The organism is Kosakonia sp. YIM B13588 (assembly GCF_042788165.1).
GTDB classification, from domain to species: Bacteria; Pseudomonadota; Gammaproteobacteria; order Enterobacterales; family Enterobacteriaceae; genus Kosakonia; species Kosakonia sacchari.
On the sequence record NZ_JBHZPO010000001.1, the window covers coordinates 884,275 to 906,057 of the forward strand.

The 21,783-nt window shown below is 52.2% G+C and carries 19 protein-coding genes; 4 read left to right on the top strand and 15 right to left on the bottom strand.

Going from position 1 to position 21,783, the window contains the following annotated elements; genetic code table 11:
* Positions 1–5: 5 nt before the first annotated feature.
* A complete protein-coding gene (locus ACFX4U_RS04125) occupies positions 6–920 on the bottom strand; it encodes an N-acetylmuramic acid 6-phosphate etherase (RefSeq protein WP_313510218.1) in 915 nt (304 codons plus the stop codon).
* 173 nt (positions 921–1,093) lie between these two features.
* On the opposite strand from ACFX4U_RS04125, the gene ACFX4U_RS04130 reads away from it, so the two are divergent.
* A complete protein-coding gene (locus tag ACFX4U_RS04130; RefSeq protein ID WP_313510220.1) occupies positions 1,094–2,707 on the top strand; it encodes a sensor histidine kinase in 1,614 nt (537 codons plus the stop codon).
* Positions 2,704–3,423 carry a two-component system response regulator DcuR gene (dcuR, locus tag ACFX4U_RS04135; RefSeq protein WP_065368317.1) on the top strand — a complete coding sequence of 240 codons (720 nt, stop codon included), beginning with the start codon at positions 2,704–2,706 and terminating at the stop codon, positions 3,421–3,423. Before ACFX4U_RS04130 ends, dcuR begins: the two co-directional genes overlap by 4 nt.
* Here the strand turns inward: dcuR and ACFX4U_RS04140 are convergent.
* Both ACFX4U_RS04140 and ACFX4U_RS04145 read right to left on the bottom strand, forming a co-directional pair.
* Positions 3,404–4,366, bottom strand: a complete 963-nt coding sequence (locus ACFX4U_RS04140) for an FAD:protein FMN transferase (protein ID WP_313510226.1) — start codon at positions 4,364–4,366, stop codon at positions 3,404–3,406. The two genes, dcuR and ACFX4U_RS04140, sit on opposite strands and share 20 nt — an antisense overlap.
* Before the next feature lie 66 nt (positions 4,367–4,432).
* The gene (locus ACFX4U_RS04145) at positions 4,433–7,213 is read right to left on the bottom strand and encodes a flavocytochrome c (protein ID WP_313510228.1); all 2,781 of its coding nucleotides are present in this window, start codon (positions 7,211–7,213) and stop codon (positions 4,433–4,435) included.
* Between the two features lie 636 nt (positions 7,214–7,849).
* Between ACFX4U_RS04145 and ACFX4U_RS04150 the strand changes: the two genes are divergently transcribed.
* Both ACFX4U_RS04150 and fumA read left to right on the top strand, forming a co-directional pair.
* Positions 7,850–9,361 (top strand): anion permease, encoded by a 1,512-nt coding sequence (locus ACFX4U_RS04150; RefSeq protein WP_017457050.1) that lies wholly within the window; start codon positions 7,850–7,852, stop codon positions 9,359–9,361.
* A gap of 51 nt (positions 9,362–9,412) precedes the next feature.
* Positions 9,413–11,062: a class I fumarate hydratase FumA gene (gene fumA, locus ACFX4U_RS04155; protein ID WP_305735809.1), complete on the top strand. Its 1,650-nt coding sequence runs from the start codon at positions 9,413–9,415 to the stop codon at positions 11,060–11,062.
* 108 nt (positions 11,063–11,170) lie between these two features.
* Here fumA and ACFX4U_RS04160 read toward each other — a convergent pair whose 3' ends face one another.
* The 12 genes from ACFX4U_RS04160 to ACFX4U_RS04215 all read right to left on the bottom strand — a co-directional run bounded on the left by ACFX4U_RS04160 (position 11,171) and on the right by ACFX4U_RS04215 (position 21,724).
* Positions 11,171–11,575 (bottom strand): hypothetical protein, encoded by a 405-nt coding sequence (locus ACFX4U_RS04160; protein ID WP_313510229.1) that lies wholly within the window; start codon positions 11,573–11,575, stop codon positions 11,171–11,173.
* A gap of 13 nt (positions 11,576–11,588) precedes the next feature.
* Positions 11,589–12,107 carry a hypothetical protein gene (locus tag ACFX4U_RS04165; RefSeq protein ID WP_313510231.1) on the bottom strand — a complete coding sequence of 173 codons (519 nt, stop codon included), beginning with the start codon at positions 12,105–12,107 and terminating at the stop codon, positions 11,589–11,591.
* A gap of 30 nt (positions 12,108–12,137) precedes the next feature.
* Positions 12,138–12,854 (bottom strand): hypothetical protein, encoded by a 717-nt coding sequence (locus ACFX4U_RS04170; RefSeq protein WP_313510233.1) that lies wholly within the window; start codon positions 12,852–12,854, stop codon positions 12,138–12,140.
* 46 nt (positions 12,855–12,900) lie between these two features.
* On the bottom strand, positions 12,901–13,128 hold the full coding sequence (locus tag ACFX4U_RS04175; protein WP_313510235.1) for a hypothetical protein: 228 nt from the start codon (positions 13,126–13,128) through the stop codon (positions 12,901–12,903).
* Between the two features lie 140 nt (positions 13,129–13,268).
* The gene (locus ACFX4U_RS04180) at positions 13,269–14,042 is read right to left on the bottom strand and encodes a hypothetical protein (protein WP_313510237.1); all 774 of its coding nucleotides are present in this window, start codon (positions 14,040–14,042) and stop codon (positions 13,269–13,271) included.
* A gap of 20 nt (positions 14,043–14,062) precedes the next feature.
* Positions 14,063–14,317, bottom strand: coding sequence for a hypothetical protein (locus ACFX4U_RS04185; protein ID WP_313510239.1), 255 nt, complete (start codon positions 14,315–14,317; stop codon positions 14,063–14,065).
* Positions 14,318–14,542: 225 nt separating this feature from the next.
* Positions 14,543–14,929: an immunity protein Tsi6 family protein gene (locus tag ACFX4U_RS04190; protein ID WP_313510242.1), complete on the bottom strand. Its 387-nt coding sequence runs from the start codon at positions 14,927–14,929 to the stop codon at positions 14,543–14,545.
* A 390-nt stretch (positions 14,930–15,319) separates the two neighbouring features.
* Positions 15,320–15,625 carry a hypothetical protein gene (locus ACFX4U_RS04195; protein ID WP_313510245.1) on the bottom strand — a complete coding sequence of 102 codons (306 nt, stop codon included), beginning with the start codon at positions 15,623–15,625 and terminating at the stop codon, positions 15,320–15,322.
* A 142-nt stretch (positions 15,626–15,767) separates the two neighbouring features.
* Positions 15,768–16,205 (bottom strand): hypothetical protein, encoded by a 438-nt coding sequence (locus tag ACFX4U_RS04200; protein ID WP_313510247.1) that lies wholly within the window; start codon positions 16,203–16,205, stop codon positions 15,768–15,770.
* A gap of 1 nt (position 16,206) precedes the next feature.
* Positions 16,207–20,628, bottom strand: a complete 4,422-nt coding sequence (locus tag ACFX4U_RS04205) for an RHS repeat-associated core domain-containing protein (protein WP_313510250.1) — start codon at positions 20,626–20,628, stop codon at positions 16,207–16,209.
* 13 nt (positions 20,629–20,641) lie between these two features.
* Positions 20,642–21,070 (bottom strand): DcrB-related protein, encoded by a 429-nt coding sequence (locus tag ACFX4U_RS04210; RefSeq protein ID WP_313510252.1) that lies wholly within the window; start codon positions 21,068–21,070, stop codon positions 20,642–20,644.
* Between the two features lie 3 nt (positions 21,071–21,073).
* Positions 21,074–21,724 (bottom strand): hypothetical protein, encoded by a 651-nt coding sequence (locus ACFX4U_RS04215; RefSeq protein ID WP_313510255.1) that lies wholly within the window; start codon positions 21,722–21,724, stop codon positions 21,074–21,076.
* Between the last annotated feature and the right edge of the window lie 59 nt (positions 21,725–21,783).

A 21,783-nucleotide genomic window follows, 5' to 3' on the forward strand; every position in this document is an offset into this window, starting at 1 on the left:
GTTATTCAGACATTAGCAAGATGCGTTTTCGCCTCCTGTAAGGCGATTCGCAAATGATCGTTATTCTCCGTTAACAGATCGCGCGCGCGCCAGGCATCCAGGCCGGTCAGCACCATGAGTATCGCCGTGCGACAGTGATGATCGCAGCTTTCCAGCGCGCTTTTCGCTTGCTCGCGCGAACACTGCGTAGCCGCCATCACCAGCGTGATTTGCCGCTCTGCCCAGTGCACATTAGTCGCCTGCACATCCACCCGCAGGTTGCTATAAACACGCCCGGTACGGATAGCAAGACCGGTTGCCAGCATGCTGAGGATCTGCTGCTGGGCAAGACGCGCTTTCGGTTCGCTAAAGCCACTCACCACCTCTGCGCCGCTGTCCGGTGCCAGCACGATATCCGCTAATTGGGCGGCTTCGCTATCGTGACCCCGGCAAACCAGCGCGATGCGTGCGCCGAGCGACCAGGCATGGCGCAGCGCGCCCCATGTCCACGGCGTTTTGCCACTGACCGACAGCGCCACCAGCATGTCGTCATGGCTAAAGTTGATGGCCTGTAAATCGGCGACACCGCGTTCATAATTTGCCGCCGCCGAGTCACGCGCTTGCGCGTTAGCATTGATACCACCGGCCACCACGCCGATAACGCCGTGACGCGTATCCGGGGCAAAACCTTGTGCGGTTTGTATCGCCGCCTGCCCGGACGCACCGGCGCCGATAATCACCACCCTGCCGGCGCGGTTCAGCGTCGCGCTGGCGTTATCCACCAGCCGGGCGATCTCCGGCAAACAGGCGCTTACCGCGTCGGTGACCTGTTTATCTTCCTCATTGATCAGCGTCAGCATATCCAGCGTAGCGAGCCGGTCGATGTCGGTCGTGCGGCGGTTGCGACGTTCCACTAGTGAACCGTTTGGCTTACTGCTCATACCCTGCTCCTTCTGAATGGTTCCACACTCACTATAAGGTTATTTATCTGCCTTACCTGCGAATGGGGTCACGCTTCACGGCTACACCGCGCATTTTGTGCGTCTCACGCCGCTTTAAGATTTTTACGCCTTCGGTGATAATAACTATCTCGATGTGAATAATTGGGTTTGGCATGAAAGAGTTAGCGCAGCGGATAAAACCACGCAAACGCCCTATGAAGCTCAGCACCACCGTGACGCTAATGATATGCAGCGTTATCGGTTCAGTGCTGCTGCTGGCCTTTGCCCTGTGGTTCTGGCAAATCAGCAATGCCACGCGTGATGGTGTAAAAGAGACGGCGCTGGCCGTTGCGCGCACGCTGGCTGATTCGCCTGAAATCAAGCGTGGATTATTGTTGCCGCCCGACAGCAACGTGATCCAGCCGCTGACGGAAGCGGTCGCTGCCCGTAACGATCTGCTGTATGCCATTGTCACCAATATGCACGGCATCCGTTATTCGCACCCGAACGCCGGGATCATCGGGCAACACTTTATTGGCGAGGATCTTAACCCGGCGCTGAAAGGCAAAGAGAATGTCGCGGTGAATCGCGGCGTGCTGGCACCCGCATTACGCGTTTTTACGCCGGTATACGACCACGCCAATCAGCAAATTGGCGTGGTCGTGGTCGGGATCTCGCTGAGCAAAGTCGATCAGCAAGTCAGCCGCAGCCGCTGGGCGGTGATGTGGACGCTGCTGTTTAGCGCGCTGGTCGGCTCGCTCGGCACCTGGCAACTGGTACGGGTGCTGAAACGCATTTTGCTTGGCCTTGAGCCGCACGAGATTTCAGCGCAATTCAAGCAGCGCCAGGCGATGTTACAGTCGCTCAAAGAAGGGGTAATTGCCGTCGATGCTGATGGGCGCGTAACGCTGCTTAACCATGCCGCGCGGCAGATGCTGCTGACCAACGCGCCGGACGGTGCCGCCGGGCACGGGCCTCTGCTCGCCGACCTGCTGGAAGTACTGGAAACCGGCGAGCCAACCCATGACCGCGAGCTCGGTTGCAACGGTCTGCTGCTGCTCAGCAACACCGTGCCGGTACGCAGCCAGGGCGTGGTGATTGGTGCGATCAGCACATTCCGCGATAAAACCGAAGTGAGCCAGCTGCTCCAGCGACTGGACGGGATGGTGAATTACGTTGATGCGTTGCGCACCACGTCGCACGAATTTATGAACAAGCTGCATGTTATTCTCGGCCTGTTAAACATGAAAAGTTATGACAAGCTTGAAGAGTATGTGCTGCAAACCGCGCAGAATTATCAGACCGACATTGGCGCGATTCAGCACCGGATTAAATCGCCGGTGGTGGCGGGTTTTCTGTTAGGCAAAATCAACCGGGCGAAAGAGCGCGGTTTTACGCTGACGCTGGCGGATGAGAGCCTGGTGCCGGATAACCCCAATGAGAAGCAAGTGACCGTGCTGGTGACGGTGCTGGGGAATCTCATCGAAAACGCGCTTGATGCCATGAGTAGTCAGCCGGAAGGCGAAGTGGGTATCCTGCTGCATTATCAGGATGGCTGGCTGACGGGTGAAGTGAGCGACGATGGTCCGGGCATTGCTCCGGACAATATCGATGCCATTTTCCGTAAAGGATTCTCAACGAAAGGTGATAACCGGGGCGTTGGGCTGTTTCTTGCCAGCCAGCAGCTCACCGAACTTGGCGGCACGATCACCGTCGAGTCTGAACCCGGTGTCTTTACCCAATTTTTTGTCCATCTCCCCTGGGATAGTGAAAGGAAGAACGCGTGATAAATGTATTAATTGTTGACGATGATGCCATGGTCGCCGAGCTGAACCGCATGTATGTGGCGCAGATCGCCGGCTTTCAGTGCTGCGGCACGGCGTCGACGCTGCGCCAGGCCGAGGAGATGATTAACGATCCGCAGCGGGATATCGATCTGGTGCTGCTGGATGTCTATATGCAGCAGGACAGCGGGCTGGATCTGCTGCCGACCATTCGTGCCAGCGGTCGGGCGATTGATGTCATTATGATCACCTCCTCCGCCGATGCGGCAACCATTCAGACCTCGCTGCACTATGGGGTGGTGGATTATCTGATCAAGCCTTTCCAGTTCCCGCGCTTTGAAGAGGCCCTGACCTCGTGGCGCGAAAAACGCAAGCTGATGAGTGCACATCCTTATTATGAGCAGTCTGATGTCGACCGCCTGTTACACGGTGGCGCACCGGAAGCCGCAGACACACGTCGTCTGCCAAAAGGGTTAACCGCGCAGACATTGCGCACTATTTGCCAGTGGATTGACGCCCATCCGGGCATTGAGTTTTCCACCGATGAGCTGGCGAATGCGGTGAATATTTCGCGCGTGTCGTGCCGTAAATATCTGATTTGGCTTGCCCAAATCAATATTCTCTACACCACCATTCACTACGGCGCGACCGGTCGACCGGTATATCGCTACCAGTTGATTGCCGATCAATACAGCTTGCTTAAGCAGTACAGTCAGTGATCCGGTAGCTGTCGTCGCACGGCGTAAAGCGAAACTGACGCTGTGAAGAGAGGATAATGTCGCGGTTTTTGGTGACGAAAATCGCTTCAATATCCTCGCGCTGTTTCAGTAACGCACAGCCTTTTTCCACACCGAGACCGAAGATAAGCGTGGTCCAGATATCGCCGTCGAGCGAATCGCGGGAAATGATGGTCACGCTGTCGAGTTCGTTATCCAGCGGGTAACCACTGCGCGGATCAAGGATATGGTGCCAGCGTTTGCCATCCTGTTCGAAATAGCGCTCGTACGTGCCGGATGTCACCACCGATTGGTTCACCACACCAATCGAGCCCACCAGCGCATCGCTGGACGAGAAAGGTTTTTTCAGCCCAATTGACCAGCTACCTTGCGGTGTGCCCAGAGTTTGAACATTCCCCCCAAGGTTAATCAGCCCGTCGCGCACACCCTGCTGATGCAGGTAATCGCGCACCCGATCGGCGATAAAGCCTTTGGCGATTGCGCCAAGATCGATCTCCATCCCCGGCTGGGTGAGAAACACGCTGCTGTCGGTATCATTCAGCACCACATCCTGCGGATGAGTGATGCGCAACCGCGCGGCTATCTCGTCGGCTGGCGGTACACGGTCGCCTTTAAAACCGATACGCCACAGCTTCACCAGCGGGCCAATCGCCAGATTAAAGGCGCTATCCTGCACCATGCTGGCAGCTTTGGCGCATTTAATCAGTTCAAACACCGGACGGCTGACCGCCACCGGATGCTGTCCCGCCGCGTGATTGATGTCCATTACCTGCGAATGGGCGCGGTTGACCGTCAAAAGATCTTCGTAACGTTTGATAAGCCCAAAAACACGGGAGGCAAGCGCTTCGTTATCGGCAAAGAGTTTCAGCAGAATGGGAGAACCCATAAGGGTTGCAGAGTAGCTCCAGACACGGTTATCGGACATCGCACTCTCCTGATGGGCTAAATTGAACAGGCCTGCGCAGTGGCAGGCCTGAAGTGTAGCACGTGGTTAGCCGCGTTTGGCGCGCATCGCCGCCTGGTGTCCCGCCAGTGAGCCGAAGATAATGATATCGGCAACGGCGTTCCCGCCGATACGGTTGCCGCCATGCAGGCCGCCAACCACTTCACCGGCAGCATAGGCACCCGCGATCACCTGATTTTCTGTGTTCAACACTTCGGTTTCAGTGTTGATGGTCACCCCGCCCATGGTGTGGTGCACGCCCGGTGCAATCTGGATCGCGTGGAAAGGGCCTTCGTTGATCGGCGCACGCAGCGCGGTGGTGCGACCAAAGTCTTCATCGTGCTGTTTTTCCACAAAGCCGTTGTAGCGCTCAAGCGTGGCCAGGAAAGCGTGGTAATCAATACCCAGTTTATCCGCCAGTTCACGCGGCGAGCTGGCGCTGGTGACCAGACCACGCGCGATATACTCATCTGCCGCTTTGTTTTTCGCTCTGACATGCTCATCAAACACGATGTAAGCGTAATGTTCCGGCAGGGCGATGATTGCCGCCGAGACTTTATCGCGGGTCGACATTTCGTTAAAGAAGCGTTTCCCCTGCTGGCTGACGAGGATAGCACCGCCGCCGCGAATCGATTCGGAAATCAGATATGAGGTATTCTGCTCAACGGTCGGGTGGATCTGAATTTCGCCCATATCCACAGTGCCCGCGCCAATTCGTTCCAGCAGTGCGATACCGCCACCGGTCGCGCCCTTATGGTTGGTGGTAACAAAACCGTCCAGATCCGGGCGGTATTTCACTACCATGGCGCTGTTGGCGCTAAAACCACCGGTCGCCACAATCACGCTTTTCGCTTCTACGACCACGCTCTCCTGCTCTTCGGTCAGCAGGCGCACACCGCGCACTTCATTTTGCTCGAACAGAATATCGTCGACTGAAGTATCCAGCATTACATCAATGCCGCGTTTGGTGACGTTACGCACCAGGCCGCTAATCAGGTAGCCACCGACTGCCGATCCGTCACGCGGACGGTGCGTACGGTCAATGCTCATCCCGCCAGTGGTGGTGATGTCGTTAAGCATAATGCCGCGACGGGCCAGCCATTCGATGGCTTCTGGCGCATTTTCCACAAAGCGGCGCAGCAGTGCCGGGTTGTTTTTATTACCGCCGCCTTTCAGGGTTTCCGCGTAGAACAGCTCTTTGCTGTCCTGAATGCCTTTCACGCGCTGGAAGCGGGTTTCTGCGGCGTTCATCCCCGCAGAGGCTTTAATGGTGTTACCGCCGATAGTCGGCATTTTTTCGACAATCAGCACGCTCGCCCCTTCGTCGTGCGCCTGGATTGCCGCTGCCAGACCCGCGCCGCCGCTACCGACGACCACCACGTCATAACGTTTGGGTTCCTGCGTGTCACTGCCCTCTTCCGCCGCCAGCGCTTTGCTGGATTTCACCATCGCTTTTGATACCGCTTTTTTCACCGCTTCGCTCTGGCTGGTTGCGCCAGAAATGGCGTCGACGTGCGGGCTGTTCGCCGTCAGGATACGGCCACGGATCTCTTCAAAGCTGCTGGTGAATTCAACGCTATCAACGGTGCTTGCGGCAAGTTCAATATCGACGATGCGGTCAGTATCGAGGCTGACATTGATAACCAACTCGTTGGCATCGTCCTGAACCGTTTCAGCAAAAAGACCTGGCTTAAATTTCGATGCGCCCATGCTCATGTCGCGGATCATCGCTTCCACCAGCGAGAAGCGCCACAGCGGTTCCGGGATATTCAGCGCTTCACGCTGGGTGCTATCAATGAACAGTTCCAGGTTTTCACCACTGGCGATACGCGCCGTCCAGTCCGGGTACGCGATGCACGCGCGGCCTACCGCAATCAGGTCATAGCCGTGATCCAGCCCCTGCTCAGCATCGGCGGCATTTACCACGCCGCCTACGCCCATCACCGGGATCTGCGCCAGCGTTGCGGAACGCATGGCACAATATTTATCAATCAGCGGCGTCGGGTCGCTGGTGTCGTTAATGGAAGGACGCAGCGCCGCACCGACGGAGAAGTGCAGGTAATCAACACCGCGCGCCGCCAGTTTTTCCAGCAGGAACATGGTGTCATCAAAACGGATGCCGGGCACTTCCAGCTCTTCCGGCGAGAAACGGTAACCGATAATAAAGGCATCGTCGGCATACTGACGCGCCATTTTATGGGTGATATCCAGTACGGCCAGCGGGAACTTCGCGCGGTTGTCGCGGCTGCCGCCCCACTCATCGTCACGCTGGTTGGAGTTTGGCGAGAAGAATTGCTGAATAAGATAAGTATTGGCACCGTGAATTTCGACACCGTCGAACCCAGCCTGAATGGCGCGGCGCACGGCTTCACCAAATTTACCAATCATTCCTTCAACTTCGGCGGTGGTCAGCGCAACCGGGGTGGCTGCGCCATCACGCGGTGCGGCAATAGCGCTCGGGCCAACCGGAGTACGGCCGCCAATCAGTTTCGGTTCGACCATGCGGCCGCCATGGTAAATCTGCAAAATCGCTTTCGAGCCTTCGGCTTTAATCGCTGCGGCAATTTTTGCCAGGCCGGCAATTTTCTCGTCGTTATCAATACCGATAGCACCCGGAAATGCCAGACCGAGATCATCGACAAAACAGCATTCAACAATAATGGTGCCGATACTTCCGGCGCGGGCGCGATAATATTCCACCAGTTCACTGCTGACAGTGCCGTCAAAATAACCTGTGCAGGTGGTCATTGGCGCCATTAACAAACGGTTTTTCAGTTCTGCGCCATTCGGCAAGGTAAACGGGCTGAGGATGCGTTCGTTGCTGGTCATAATTAAACTCCAAATCTAAAAATTAAAAACTTTGAATTCGGTGACGGATTTATTTTTCGTTCTATTTTTTAATCCTGATGTCGTGTATTTAATATACCGTGAATTTTAATTACCAAATTAATTACGTTAGTTATAAAACTATTTAACCACCCTAATAACAGAGCTACCTCCAGTGTATTATCATTTTTAAATATCGTGTTCACATGGCTTTAATTACCGGTAACATTGCGATTACTTCACACTTTTCCTTTCCAGCTTTATTCAAATAATAAAATAGATAATTATCATATACTTAAAAGAAAAAACATCGTTAATGAGAGTTATTATCAGCACCATTTTTTAACATTTGCGGCAATTTTGTGAAATTAACCACATAATACTCTGTGGGTATTCAGTTTATTAAAAAAAGTGTCGTTCGTTTCGTTTTCTTGATCTCAATCAAGAGTATTCGCCAATGGAAGAGCAATATATAAATACGCTCAGATTTTTATTTAATGCGATTGAATTTGCGTTAAACAACACATGCCAGAATGTGAAAAGTCTCAATAAAAAATTAAAGTAACTTTTGAAACTAAAATAATCAGAGATTCACTTTCCGCGCATGACCGAATTTTTAACTACTTGTAGATGCTCACTATGACAGAGAAAACAACAACCCCACCGTCTGCTCCTGCAGCCAGTGCAAAAGCCGGAAATAAAAACCGCCTGATAATGATGGCGTTGCCGATTATCGTGGCAGTGCTTCTGCTGTTTGTCCCGGTGCCGGAAGGTTTACCGCCGTTTGCCTGGCACTACTTTGCTATTTTCGTTGGCGTGATTGTCGGCCTGATTTTCGAACCCCTGCCGGGTGCGGTTATCGGCATGACCGGCGTGGTGGTTATCGCGCTGTGTAGCCAGTGGCTGCTGTTCAGCCCTGAACAACTGGCCGACCCGAAATTCAAACTTGCTGGTCAGTCCTTTAAATGGGCGGTGAGCGGTTTCGGTAACTCCACCGTGTGGCTTATCTTCGGCGCGTTTATGTTTGCCGCCGGTTACGATAAAACCCAGTTTGGTCGCCGCCTGGCGCTGATTCTGGTGAAATACCTTGGTCGCCGCAGCCTGACGCTCGGTTATGCCATTACTTTTGCCGACCTTCTGCTGGCACCTTTCACACCGTCAAACACCGCGCGCAGCGGCGGGACAATCTACCCGATTATCGCCAACCTGCCGCCGCTGTACGGTTCCAAACCGAACGATCCAAGCGCGCGCCGTATCGGTTCTTATCTGATGTGGGTAGCGATTACCGCAGCCTGTATCACCAGTTCTATGTTCCTTTCCGCACTGGCACCGAACCTGCTGGCGCTGGCGCTGGTGAAAAGCACCGTTGGCATTAACATCTCGTGGGGCAGCTGGTTTATCGCCTTCCTGCCGCTGGGCGTACTGTTGATTCTGACCATGCCGCTGCTGGCGTACTGGTTCTACCCGCCAGAAGTGAAAATCAATGACGAAGTGCCGCTGTGGGCCAGCCGCGAGCTGGAAAAACTGGGCAGAATGTCACGCAATGAAATCCTGCTGCTGGTGTTTGTCTGCTGTGCGCTGCTGATGTGGATCTTCGCCGCCGACTTTATCGAGCCTGCGCTTGCAGCACTGCTGGTGGTCGTGCTGATGCTGTGGACCGGCGTGTTAACCTGGAACGACATTACCAGCAACAAACCGGCATGGAACACCTTCGTCTGGTTCGCCACGTTAGTTGCGCTGGCCGATGGCCTCTCCACCACTGGCTTTATCGCCTGGTTAGGTAAAGAAGGCGGCCTGCTGATGAGCGGTATCTCTCCGGGGATGGCGACCATCGCTCTGCTGCTGGCGTTCTACCTGCTGCACTATCTGTTCGCCAGCACCACCGCGCACACCACGGCGCTGCTGCCTGCGATGCTGACCATCGCCGCGACAATTCCTGGCATCAATATGGAAGTGGTGGTTCTGGTTCTGTGTACCTCGCTCGGTGTGATGGGCATCATCACCCCGTACGGTACTGGCCCAAGCCCGATTTACTACGGTAGCGGCTACCTGCCGACCAAAGATTACTGGCGTCTGGGCACCATCTTCGGTGCTATCTTCCTGGCCGCCCTGCTGTTGATTGGTTATCCGTGGATCACCATGATGTTCTGATTCGTAACCGCCGGGCTTTCCCGGCGGTTTTATTTTATGGAGTAAAGAGCTATGTCGAACAAACCCTTTGTTTATCAGGACCCGTTCCCGCTGGCGAAAGACAATACGGAATATTACCTACTGAGCCGTGAATATGTCTCTGTTGCCGACTTCGACGGCCAGCAAGTGCTGAAAGTCGAGCCGGAAGCACTCACGCTGCTGGCGCAACGCGCGTTCCATGACGCTTCCTTTATGCTGCGCCCTTCCCACCAGAAACAGGTGGCGGCCATTCTGCATGACCCGCAAGCGAGCGAAAACGACAAATACGTTGCTCTGCAATTCCTGCGAAACTCTGAAATCGCCGCCAAAGGCGTGCTGCCGACCTGCCAGGACACCGGCACGGCCATCATTATGGGTAAAAAAGGTCAGCGCGTGTGGACCGGCGGCGGTGACGAAGCTGCGCTGGCGCGTGGTGTTTACAACACCTATACCGAAGACAACCTGCGTTATTCGCAGAATGCGCCGCTGGATATGTATAAAGAGGTCAACACCGGCACTAACCTGCCTGCGCAGATCGATCTCTATAGCGTCGACGGCGACGAGTATAAATTCCTCTGCATCGCTAAAGGCGGTGGTTCTGCCAACAAAACCTATCTCTACCAGGAAACCAAAGCGCTGATTACACCAGCGAAGCTGAAAAACTATCTGGTTGAGAAGATGCGTACCCTCGGCACGGCAGCCTGCCCGCCATACCATATTGCGTTCGTGATTGGCGGTACGTCGGCTGAATCAACACTGAAAACGGTGAAACTGGCCTCAACCCGCTACTACGATGGCCTGCCGACCGAAGGTAACGAGCATGGCCAGGCATTCCGCGATGTCCAGCTTGAACAGGAACTGATGCAGGAAGCGCAAAATCTCGGCCTCGGCGCGCAGTTTGGTGGTAAATATTTCGCTCACGATATCCGCGTGATCCGTCTGCCGCGCCACGGTGCCTCCTGCCCTATCGGCATGGGCGTCTCCTGCTCCGCCGACCGTAACATCAAAGCGAAGATCAACCGCGAAGGCATCTGGATCGAGAAGATGGAGCACAATCCGGGGCAGTATATTCCGGTAGAACTGCGCCAGCAGGGTGAAGGCGATGTGGCGAAAATCGACCTCAACCAGCCGATGAAAGCGATCCTCGCGCAGCTTTCCGCGTTCCCGGTATCGACCCGCGTTTCGCTGAACGGCACGATTATCGTGGCGCGCGATATTGCCCACGCGAAGCTGAAAGAGCTGATTGATAACGGCGAAGAGTTGCCGCAGTACGTCAAAGATCACCCGATCTACTACGCAGGCCCGGCAAAAACACCTGAAGGTTATGCTTCCGGTTCGCTTGGCCCAACCACCGCAGGGCGTATGGACTCCTACGTGGACCTGCTGCAATCGCACGGCGCGAGCATGATCATGCTGGCAAAAGGCAACCGCAGCCAGCAAGTGACCGATGCCTGTGCCAAACACGGCGGTTTCTATCTGGGGAGTATTGGCGGTCCGGCTGCCGTACTGGCGCAGCAGAGCATTAAGAGTCTTGAATGCGTGGCTTACCCGGAACTGGGTATGGAAGCGATCTGGAAAATTGAAGTGGAGAACTTCCCGGCGTTCATTCTGGTGGACGACAAAGGTAACGACTTCTTCCAGCAGATCCAGAACAAACAGTGCGCCGGCTGTAACCAGCGTTAAGTAAGAAATGAAAAACCCCCGGCGGAGTGTCCGACCGGGGGTTTTTTATTGCGCGAACATCAGCGGGCGGCGACGGGTTTTAGATACTGCAATGCTTTCCGCCGCGCGCTATTCATCCTCGCTAACCACCAGCAGCGCATAAAGCGTGGCGATGTAACGGGCAGGCTGTTGCTCTTTATAACTGAAGATAACCAGCGTTTTCCCCTGCCCGTCTTCACAGTTATGCGCAGAACACAGAAGCGAACCCTCTGGCGCGGAGTAACGCGTATAAGCCTCAGGATTGAAAGTAATGGCTTTGATTCTTACCGCCACTGCGGCCTGGATGTGCTCTGGCAGCCGGGCGAAATCCCCGCTCTGGTAGAGATCTGGCTCAATTGGCTTCTGGCAACGCGGGCAAATCAATTCGACATGTTGATTAAAAAAGCGCGTTTCCAGGCCATCGTGCAGCATCACGCGTTTCTTAATGAGCTTGTCAATTTTCATCGTCGTCACCCAGGCCGGAAAGTTGATCATTCAGGTCACCCGTTCAGTCATTTCCAGTGCTGATATTAATGACCTGCACTTTGCCGCCGGTGACATCGAAAGCGATATTTTTGCGCGCCAGTGAATACATAATCCACTCTTCGCCATCGCTGTTATCGGTTTCACCCGCGCCATACTGCTCAATCACGCGCTGTTTCGCATCGCCGGGCGCCACACCACGCGCGGTATGCAATGTGGAAGAATGTAGCGTTATCTGCCCGATGACGTAACTGTCGACGCTTTTGCCGCGTTGCTGCCAGTCGATATTGGCGCTGTAGATATCAAAGCCCGGAAAAATGTGGCGGTAAAACTTATAGTTTTCCTCGCCAAACGGCACTTCACCGACGAAGTCCTCGCTGGTTTGTTTCCCGAGAGCCGCCATCAGATTGCGATCCCAGTCCTGCCCCAGGGTGATAGCCTGTTTGTTGATTTCCACGCTGAAGTCGTTTTCCGTCAGCGGCGTTTGCGCCGCCTGGGCAGCAAAACCAAGCAGTAGCGCAAAAACAGGGAATACTCGACGCATTAACTTTTCCATAGCCAGTCAGAAGAAGCGCTATTTAAGCCAGCTACCCGCCTGGTTGACAAGCGTTTTACCCGCCTGAGTCACCACCAGTTTCGGCGGGTTGTAATCGACAAGATAAAGCACATTCCCATTACGGAATTCTGCGCCAATTACGCGGTTTGTATCATCCAGCCGCGTTTTACCGTGCAGGCTAATCTGCTGGCTGTCGCGGTTTCGCGCACCGGTATAAAGCAGATCATCGCAAGGCGTGGTGAACTCTCCACAATTATTGCGGATCGCAATCATAAAATTATCCGTGCGGATAATTTTCGTGGTCGCGCCAGCGTGAACGGTCTCTTTAACCAGCGCGTAATTTTCCGGGGCGTAATAATCACCGTGTTCAGGCGGTTGCGTCAGATGCCACGCCAGTTTGTCATCATTAATAACCAGCCTGGCTTTACCGTTTTTACCGCCAAAGCTCGAATCAAACGTAACGATAGCGATATTATTTTTAACCTCACCGCGCAGGTTATTCTGCTGTTCATCCGGGCAATCGATGCGGTTGCCGCGCTGAGTAATAAAGCAATACGATCCAGTAAGCTTGTTATTCTGCTGGAATAATTTCAGCGTTAATGTGGATTCGTTGCTTTCACTGCCGTGCCACTGCCCGGAAAAATCCGTTGCCGACGCGGCGCTGGCGCAACAGGAGAGCAATAAGCTCGCAACGACAAAATAAAGCCGCTGATGTGTTGGATGAATAGCGTGCATAACGTGCGTCTCTTCCTTTTCAGCATCACAGAAAATGAGTTGATTCTTAAGGCCCGTAAAAGAACATCACGGTCGACAGGTCGTCAAGATCTGCTTTCGATAACGCATTTTTTTCCATGCGATCGTACTGGTAGATAATCCCCTTCATGGGAATAGTCGATGGATGTTCTCTGGCCATTGCCATTAATGTTTCAATATCCGACGGATTTTTGAGCGCTCTGCTGAGAAATTTGAGCAGTAACGCTTCGCCCTCTTCGCGGGTTAACAGATCCATGTGCATTTTCTCATTCGGTTAATTCAGCAGCGAAAAGGTGATGGCTGAAATAATTCCCCTCAATAACGCCCTCAACGCTTCTCTGTTTTGCAGCAGATCACCTGCTCCTTTGAAACGCACGGTGACATTGGAATGCGAATCTACTCATGCGCTTTCCAGATACCTTTTTCATCGAGGAGGATTTTATTGTTTTGTATCACGGTTAAGCTGTTATCAATTTTACTCAGCAGATAAGTGGTGGTGCCGTTTTTAAAGGTGTAGGTAATAACAGGGCAGATCGACTGTTCACAAGATTTCCGCACCGCAAAGCCGTGCAAATTGACTTCGGCCCGATCGTTTTTACGCACGCCGTAGTACGTTGCTTCGTCACAATTCGCGCCGCTACCACACACAGTGACAACCTTTATCTTAAATTTAGGGGTTTCAAAAAAATCGACGAAGGTCTCAGCCGTTTGATTAACCGCGGGCGCATTAAACGACACGTCCTGAAAACGGCTAACCCATTGTTGCAATGCCTCAGGAATGCGTTTTTCGCCTGTGTTGCTTTTATAGTGCGCAACCGATGCCGTTGGTAATACCCATGCGGCAGAAAGCCTGCCATCCGGGTAAATCACAAATGCGGAGGCATTTTCCAGATAGAGATCTTTCAGCCAGCCTTCCACGAATAACCCGCCATCCGCAGTGTGTCGCGGTTCGCCATAGACATCGAAATTGCCTGTAAACGCAGCATAATCTGGCCCTAAGACATTTTTTAACGACGCCTGCACCTGCTTATCTGCAGTGATATTTTCGACGGTTTCGAGCTGGTCAAAATGGGTGATATCAATACCCGCAGCAGCGTCAAAAGAGAAAAAAGAGAACAAGCAAACAAAAAGGATCGACAAACGCACGTTGCCAAAAAAAACATTTCGCATAAAGTTAATTCACATCCGTTCTAACGCACTTTAAACTCAGGAACCGGGACTTCACGATGTTTGTATTTATCATAATTGTCGCGCATATCTTTTGCTAACGAGACCATTTCGTGAAAATCTCTATATCGACTTAACTCGGCATTTTCGAGAATAAAACATTTTTGCACATCCCACATACTGTTATAGGGCCAAATCATGCAGATAAGATATTTATCATCGTTTTGCAAAATAAAGAAATCGCCCTTTTCTTTATGAATAACGTTCACTCCAGCCATAACTACTCCTGATAATTCTATAAAACAGCAAAGCTGAATATGCTAAAAAGCATCATCAAGATAAATTTTGCTTTACTGTCATGTCGATAAGTCAAAACTAAGGGCTAAAATTTCAACAGAGGAGTCCAGTGGGCATTGAATTTCAGAATAGACGCTAACAGACTTTATATGCATCTAATTTTTATAGCTTAATGGAGCAACCTTGTTGTTCTATTCGAAAAATAACTAAACATCAAAATCATCTGGATATAGCAAAGCCAGCCTTTTTTGTTTTTCATAATAATTCTTATCAATTTGGTGCGGCAACTGTACCTTTAATCTCTTTCGGATCTGAGAGGCAATATAAAAAGCATCAGTCAATCGTTCAAATAAAACCTCATCTGAAGATTCAAATTCTTTTGCAGCATAGATACCAAAAGTTAGTTCACGTAACTTACTTTTATCTTTCTCTGTACCATTTACAACTTCCTTTAAATATTTAAGCTGCGCAGCGATTGACTGATACATTAGTACAAGTGAATTTGTTGTTTGATTATTTTCTATGTCCTGACATCTTTTAGCCACAAGGTTTAATGCTTTTTCTATATATTCAGAAGCTGTCAACTCAGGCATTGGATACTCGTTTATGTGCATGATAACTCGTTGAAATTATATATCTAAAATTATTCTTTTCTCGTTAAAACTCCGTCCATGAAGATAAAATCCATTGATCATATTAAATTATAAAACTATAATTGTTTCTTATCCCATTCATTTGCTTTTAAAGGTATATTATTAACAACAAAACGGCCTGCATTAAATTTAATTTAAAAACACACCATTATATTATCGACTTATCCAAAGAGTTAAAGTGGTAAGTCTAATTAACAAAATCAATGAACAAATATACCTATAATACATAATTCATTCACTGATCAAGAAAAAAAACGGCATGAGCACTGAAAAAGTATTGTGACGTGACATGGAGCCGGTAATTGGTAACTTATTGAAATCGCAATCCATTCAAATAATGGTTAGCTCATTTAAATAAGCCTTTGGATAATAATTTTTGATGATTTCCAGGATCATATCTCGTTCTTGTTCTTCAATTACTTTTCCGTTATCCCAGCGCTTAATGCTTTTTTTACTTAACATTGCATCTCGTGCTGAGATTGCGCAAATTAGTGCTCTGTCATTTAGCTGAAAGTACAACCCTTCACCACGATAAATTGTTTTAAGGCGAATCACACCATAGGTTTTATCTGCAAACTCAGAAGTCGTGCCATCATTTTTTAATTCTTGAAGATAAGTGAGTTCGTCGCTATTCACTTCATCCCTCTATTATAGAGTCCGTGGTATTTACTTAGCAGTAAAGTAAGAATACCAAACATTCGCTCTGCTAAATAGTCAACTTCATGCAACTACACAATTAGTGAAAAAATATCCGCATTGGCATAGTTCCTTTACTTAATTAGCGACGGTAATGGCATACAACCTCAGCAGTCTGGTTATGTGGATCATAGGACGCATCTATATCACCCCATTTTTTTTGGAGCGGTAATAAATGATTTGTTTGCTCCTGAAACCAGGCTCTTAGATTTTTAGTCAATTTCCCATCAACTTTTTTTTGTACGCCATAAAATTTTTGAGTTGGAGCTAGCAACCAACCTTTCAGAGCAGCGGTTTCAACGGAAACCCCATCAAAATAAATAATAACAGTAACTTTTTCTTTTTTATTTTTCTGGTTAATATCTATAATTGTTCGATAGTTAAAAATCATATCATCCACTTTGGGAAACCATTCATCCCATAAAACATTTTGCGATAGAATGTCTTTCTTTGTCATCTGAGGTGAAAGAGTTAAATTTTCATTAACTTCTAATATTCCAGTATCACTATCAAAGTTCATTTCACATTCCTAATTTAAACGGAAGGCCAATTGGTTCAAGCACGGTTTTATAGTTTGATATAAAATATTGCGTCCCGTTTCCTTGACCAAAGATAGTCTTATCCTGAGCTAAAGCTTTTCCTGTTCCAGCAATCGCAACACGTTTAACACGGTAGGCCTGGATCTGACCACGATAGCCAAAGTCACGATGTGGTAAGACTTGTAAACTTTGCCACAATTTACTCCTGCTTCCACCCGCAGCATCAAGAGTTGCCTTATCGAAATAGAACCCCGACTGCCCCGGTGTACCACCATAAATTATCTCACCTTCTTTCAGCATGGTATTTGACCATGAATCACGACCTTTATACGCTCCATGCCCTTGCCATTGTCGACCAAATGCGGCCTGATTATGGTCATTTGCTTTTGTCGGCTTACTCGGTTTGCAAGACCTTCTCAACCCCCACGGGTCCACCCACCCCTGCGCATTCGGCGCATACTGGTAAAGATTGAGCCCCCCCGCCAGCCCTATCGGGTCCTGCTGGGTAAAGCGCCCGCAGTCCGGGTCGTAATAGCGGAACAGATTGTAGTGTAAGCCGGTTTCGCGATCCAGGTATTGTCCCTGCATGCGCAGGTTCTGGGCATATTCCGGCGTATGCAGCGGTGTTTCATGCAGCAGTTTCCCCCACGCGCTATTCTGCCCTTCCCAACGCAGTTCACCTTCCGCGTCGGTGAGACGCTCCGGCGTGCCATTTGGCTGATTGTGAAACCAGTAAATGTCCGGGTTGGTAATACCATCGATGCGCGCCAGCGGGTCGAAACTGCCTTGATCGCTGTAAACATAGGTCAGCGGCACATCGTCGTGAATTTCCTGTAATAACCTGAAACCGTCCCAGACGAAACGCGTGGTAACGCTTTGCCCAACCGGCTGGTCAGCGCGCATCTGGCGGCGTGTTTTGCTGATACGTCGTCCCAACGGGTCATAACGAAAACTGACCTGCACCTGCGGTTTATTGCGGTCACGCGGCTGGCTGATGACCTCCGTCAGCCGATGTTCGCCATCATAGCGATAGCGCCAGCGCGTCTGGCCGTTATCTTTCTCCACGGTACGACCGTGGATGTCATATTGCCAGCGGATACCATGTAGCTGCGTGACGCGGTTGTGACGCACGGCATGCTGCACCGTTGTATCGACAGGGTTGCTCGCCGCATCCCAGCGCCACTGTTCCTGCCCCGGCAGAGTACCGTCCTGCGTCAGCAAGCGCCCGGCATCGTCGTATTTCCAGCGATACCAGTTAAACGGATTATCGTCCCGCTCTTCGCGCACCAGGTTGTTGCGGTGATCATAATCCCAGCGGCGGGACCAGCGCCGTGGCGCCGGACGCTGGGCGTTGCCGCTAAAGACGTCGCGTCGATACAGGCGTCCAAGGCGGTCGTAATCACTACGGGTGGTGAGCAGCCCTTGCGTGCGGCTAATTTCCCGGTGCAAGGTGTCGCGGCCAAAATCACTGATCGGCAGGTTATCCAGCGCAATACTCAACAAATGCCCGCTGCCGTAATAGAACTGTTTCAGCTCACGGCCATCCGGCAACTGTAGCGAGGTGCGATTACCCAACGCATCGTAGCCCCAGCCGAGTGTACCGTTTTCTCCCTGCTCACCGATCACGCGCCCCAGCGCATCGAAAGTGAAGTTCAGCTCCTGCTCCGCTTCGGCGCTCCAGCTGTTTTCATCAAGCTGTGGGTGCAGGCTAACGCGCTCAGGGTATCCCGCAGCAGACCAGCGCCAGCGCGTCTGGCCTTCCGGTGTGGATCGCGTGAGCAACTGCCCTGCCGCGCTCCAGCTAAAACGGTGGGTAATCGCCTCAGGGTGCCCGGCGGCAAAAGTGCGTGACAACGTGCGTCCGCAGGCATCGTAGGTATAGCGGCTGACAACGCCATCCAGCCCCTGCTCTTCCAGCAACAGGGAATCCGCCCCCCAACGGAACTGGTAGGCTTCCCCGTTCTCGTTGTGCAGGGCTACCAGGCGGCCACGGCTATCCCAACTGCGGCGGATCTCTTCCCCAAGATGGTTACGCGTCGCCACCAGTCGCCCGGTGTTGTCATAACGAAACGCGCTGCGACTGCCATCCGCCGCTTCATGTTCTGTTGGCAGCCCTTGTTCGTTCCAGCGCAGCGTTTCCAGCCAGCCTTCTGCCCGCTCAAGCTGCACCGGGCGGCCTGCGGCATCATAGTGATAGCGGGTTTCTTCCCCGTCCGCCGCCTGCACCGCCACCAGCCAACCGAGAGGATGATAGTGGTAACGAGTGAGATGTCCGGAACAATCCGTTTCGCGGATAACCTGACCGGCATCGTTGTACTCCATGCGACGGCTGTTACCTGCCGCATCCACTTCTTCGATAACCTGACCAAACTCGTCGCGATGCCAGAGCGTGGTTTGCCCCAGCGCATCCACGGTGCGCGCCAGACCAAAATGGGGATCGTAAAAAAAGCGTGTTGTACTGCCGCCAGGTTCGGTTATCACCGCTGGCAACGCGCGGTTTTCCAGCCACCGGGTGGCGCGTTCATTGCCGTCGGCGTCAATCTCCTGAACCCGGTTGCCCATCTCGTCATATACGAAGGTCATGGCATTGCCGAGCGGATCGATACGGCGGGTTAATTGCTCGTTGTCGTCCCATTCGAAACGCCAGTTCTCACCGCGCTCATCAACGAAACGTACAATCAACCCCTGCGCATTCCAGAAGTGCTGACGCGTCTGGCCGTCATAGTGCGTAACGGTGGTTAACCCAGCATCAAGATCGTAGGCAAAGCGGCAGCCGTCTCCGGTATTGGTACGGTTTTCAACCACGCGCCAGTGATCAAACATCGCCCAGCGGTATTCACTTTCCAGCCCACCCGCGGCGCGGTGCCAGACCATCAGTCCGTCATCGTTATAACGATACTCGCGCGTCACGATCCCGCTAGCATCAGTCACCATTGCCAGTTGACCGCGCGCATCGTAACGCCAGTGCATCAGCGGCCAGTGGTGTTCGCCATCAAAATGGCTGGCGGAGGTCACACGCTGCGCAAAACGCGCGTCGTCATAAGCGAACGTCACATCAATCGCGCAGGGCGCATCGTGAAGGCGCACCAGACGCCCGTGCTCATCCCAGCCGGTTTCCAGCGCGTTGCCATATTCATCGCTGAGTGACGCAAGGCGCAGGATCGCCGGGTTGGCGCGCGTGGGTTTGAATAAACGCCATACCGCGCCGTCATCATCTGCAATGACGACATCGCCATTATCATTACGCCGGATGATCACCCCTTCGCTGATGCTGTACATCGCGTGATCAACCGACGGCAAAGTGAAGCGCAATTCACGCCCGGTTTCGTCAAACCAACAGGCTTCATCGCCCGTCAGCGTCAGATAGCTATCAAAAACGGTCGACCAGCCCAGACCAAACAGCCCGGCGCGTGACGTCAGGCTGTTATAGCTGCGCTGCAACCGTAGCGGAAAGCGCCCCGGCAGTGAGAAATCGAGTTCCTGCTCGTCATTAAGGACTTTCACACCGGTGGCGGCATGCACCGGGTGCGATGAGCCAAAGATAGCATTCACCGCCATGTCCGCTAGCATACCGCCGCCGGCGGATGCCAGCGCACAGGGCATATTCTTTAAAATTTTGCCGGGACGCCCACGAATAAGCGACAACGCGATCATCGCCACCGCTAAACCGGCTAATTTGCCACTTTTGATATCACGCACCGTCAGGGTTTCGCCGCCAATGATCACATTTGGCGAGACATCATCCGAAACTGTCGCTTCACAGGTGGTTTTATCTTTCGCGCGTACCGCAGGCTGACCATTGATAAACACGCTTTTCGAACCCTGTGCCAGGTATTGCGGCCCGGAGTGCTTCTCGCAGGCCACTTTGTCCTGCTCCAGTGGCGATGTACCAGCGTCCGCCGAGCCGACAGTGGGTTGCCACATTTCGCTGCCAAAATGTTTTGCTCCGGCAAGTAGCATTCCGGCGTAATCGGCGAAACTGGCGGGAGATTGCGGCTCGGCAGGTGGTGTATCCGCAGGGGTTAACGTTCCGGCGGCTCGCGCTGCCAGCTTGTTATTGGTCAACACGTTGGACGAACCGGTAACGATTTTACCCGCGGGCGACGGCGGGAAAAGCGCGTCGCCAAGGCTATTGGCCATATTGCTGATGTCGTCGGTGATCCCGGCGACGTTAGCGAGAATACCGCCAACAATTCCGCTCAGCAGGCAACTGGAACCAATCGCCGCCACACTCGCAGCGGCGGCACCAGCACCCAATAAGGGCGCGGCAGTCGCCGCCGCAAACGCCACCGCCGAACCAATCGCCGCATAGGCGACCCCTTCAGCAACGATACTGGTGATATCGGCGAAAACGCTCGAGTGAATGATTTCATCGCCCTGACGGGCTGCGTGTTTGTCGCTCATGCTACCGATTCCGTTATTCGTGCAGCGTTAGACTGTGTTTGATGGCATCCCAGCGCTCGCCGTCTTCATCGGTAAAGGCGCGCAGTGCCGAAAGGGTAAAGATCATCACTACCGCCGCACCCGGCGCCTGAACAGCAAACTGTTTTTGCCAGATTTGCTGACCGTTACGGGTAAACACCGTTTCCACTTCCACCGCGCGGGTTTTGTTGTCGCGGCCAACAAGGATACGCGCGAATTCGCTCTGTGCGATGTCGCCCATTTGCGTGCGCAGCACGTCCCACTGGCGATAAAACTCTTTCTCAAAATCGCTGCCGTCCGGGATCGGGCCACGACTGACGATCAGCGATAAGCCACTCGCTTCATCGCGAAGCATGGTCATACTGGTGTCCTGCCAGCCGGCAGGAAATAATGAAAAGGAACCTTCCTGGAGGGTGTATTGCATAAGTTAATCCTGAAAATTCCTGAGGGTCATATTTTTTAAATAAGAGGGTTGGGCATAAGGAAAACCAAATCCGATGGCGTTACCCCGTTCATCAAGTGGGGTGATCCAGGAGAAAGTTTCATCCTCTGAATGCCCGCGCGGAACATCAATTAACTTTAATTGCGGGTAGGTTTTCCTGACGTCCTCTAACAAAATATCGGCATTCGCGACATCATAAGAAATGATATAAACCTTACCCGGATTGTGCAGATCAAGACGGACTTTCATATTTCTGATTTCAATACCGCCGTCAATCGTGAACGGTTCTGCTTTTAATCTCTCCGCAATATTGGATTCTTCACGCACAAATCTGCCGGGAATAATTGCATCCAGCTTTTCTACATCTTGCCCTACTGTATTTTTAAGCTGTGTCGAAAATTGCCATAATGATTGTACTTTCATATTATTTTCTTCTGCCAATGAATTAAATGAGGAGAATAAAGCGAATGCCATTACGATTATTTTAGTGAGGTGCCTTACCTTGCATATAGTCATCGTACATTTTCCCGTAATGATCTTCATAAACTTCATCGGCAGTTGTACTGGATGCAACGTCACCCCTGCGGTAGATCTCTCTGCCGCCGGACGGCGTCTGGTGATAAGGAATGCTTTCATAGCCGCTGAAGGGCTGATGTTCGGTCGCCGCTATTCAGATCCCTTGACTTAAAATACAG

Excerpts from the sequence above, each read along its gene's own strand:
- ACFX4U_RS04125 (WP_313510218.1), bottom strand. The coding sequence starts at position 920 with ATGAGCAGTAAGCCAAACGGTTCACTAGTGGAACGTCGCAACCGCCGC.
- ACFX4U_RS04130 (WP_313510220.1), top strand. The coding sequence starts at position 1,094 with ATGAAAGAGTTAGCGCAGCGGATAAAACCACGCAAACGCCCTATGAAG.
- ACFX4U_RS04140 (WP_313510226.1), bottom strand. The coding sequence starts at position 4,366 with ATGTCCGATAACCGTGTCTGGAGCTACTCTGCAACCCTTATGGGTTCT.
- ACFX4U_RS04145 (WP_313510228.1), bottom strand. The coding sequence starts at position 7,213 with ATGACCAGCAACGAACGCATCCTCAGCCCGTTTACCTTGCCGAATGGC.
- ACFX4U_RS04150 (WP_017457050.1), top strand. The coding sequence starts at position 7,850 with ATGACAGAGAAAACAACAACCCCACCGTCTGCTCCTGCAGCCAGTGCA.
- fumA (WP_305735809.1), top strand. The coding sequence starts at position 9,413 with ATGTCGAACAAACCCTTTGTTTATCAGGACCCGTTCCCGCTGGCGAAA.
- ACFX4U_RS04160 (WP_313510229.1), bottom strand. The coding sequence starts at position 11,575 with ATGATCAACTTTCCGGCCTGGGTGACGACGATGAAAATTGACAAGCTC.
- ACFX4U_RS04165 (WP_313510231.1), bottom strand. The coding sequence starts at position 12,107 with ATGCGTCGAGTATTCCCTGTTTTTGCGCTACTGCTTGGTTTTGCTGCC.
- ACFX4U_RS04170 (WP_313510233.1), bottom strand. The coding sequence starts at position 12,854 with ATGCACGCTATTCATCCAACACATCAGCGGCTTTATTTTGTCGTTGCG.
- ACFX4U_RS04175 (WP_313510235.1), bottom strand. The coding sequence starts at position 13,128 with ATGGATCTGTTAACCCGCGAAGAGGGCGAAGCGTTACTGCTCAAATTT.
- ACFX4U_RS04180 (WP_313510237.1), bottom strand. The coding sequence starts at position 14,042 with ATGCGAAATGTTTTTTTTGGCAACGTGCGTTTGTCGATCCTTTTTGTT.
- ACFX4U_RS04185 (WP_313510239.1), bottom strand. The coding sequence starts at position 14,317 with ATGGCTGGAGTGAACGTTATTCATAAAGAAAAGGGCGATTTCTTTATT.
- ACFX4U_RS04190 (WP_313510242.1), bottom strand. The coding sequence starts at position 14,929 with ATGCCTGAGTTGACAGCTTCTGAATATATAGAAAAAGCATTAAACCTT.
- ACFX4U_RS04200 (WP_313510247.1), bottom strand. The coding sequence starts at position 16,205 with ATGAACTTTGATAGTGATACTGGAATATTAGAAGTTAATGAAAATTTA.
- ACFX4U_RS04205 (WP_313510250.1), bottom strand. The coding sequence starts at position 20,628 with ATGAGCGACAAACACGCAGCCCGTCAGGGCGATGAAATCATTCACTCG.
- ACFX4U_RS04210 (WP_313510252.1), bottom strand. The coding sequence starts at position 21,070 with ATGCAATACACCCTCCAGGAAGGTTCCTTTTCATTATTTCCTGCCGGC.
- ACFX4U_RS04215 (WP_313510255.1), bottom strand. The coding sequence starts at position 21,724 with ATGAAAGCATTCCTTATCACCAGACGCCGTCCGGCGGCAGAGAGATCT.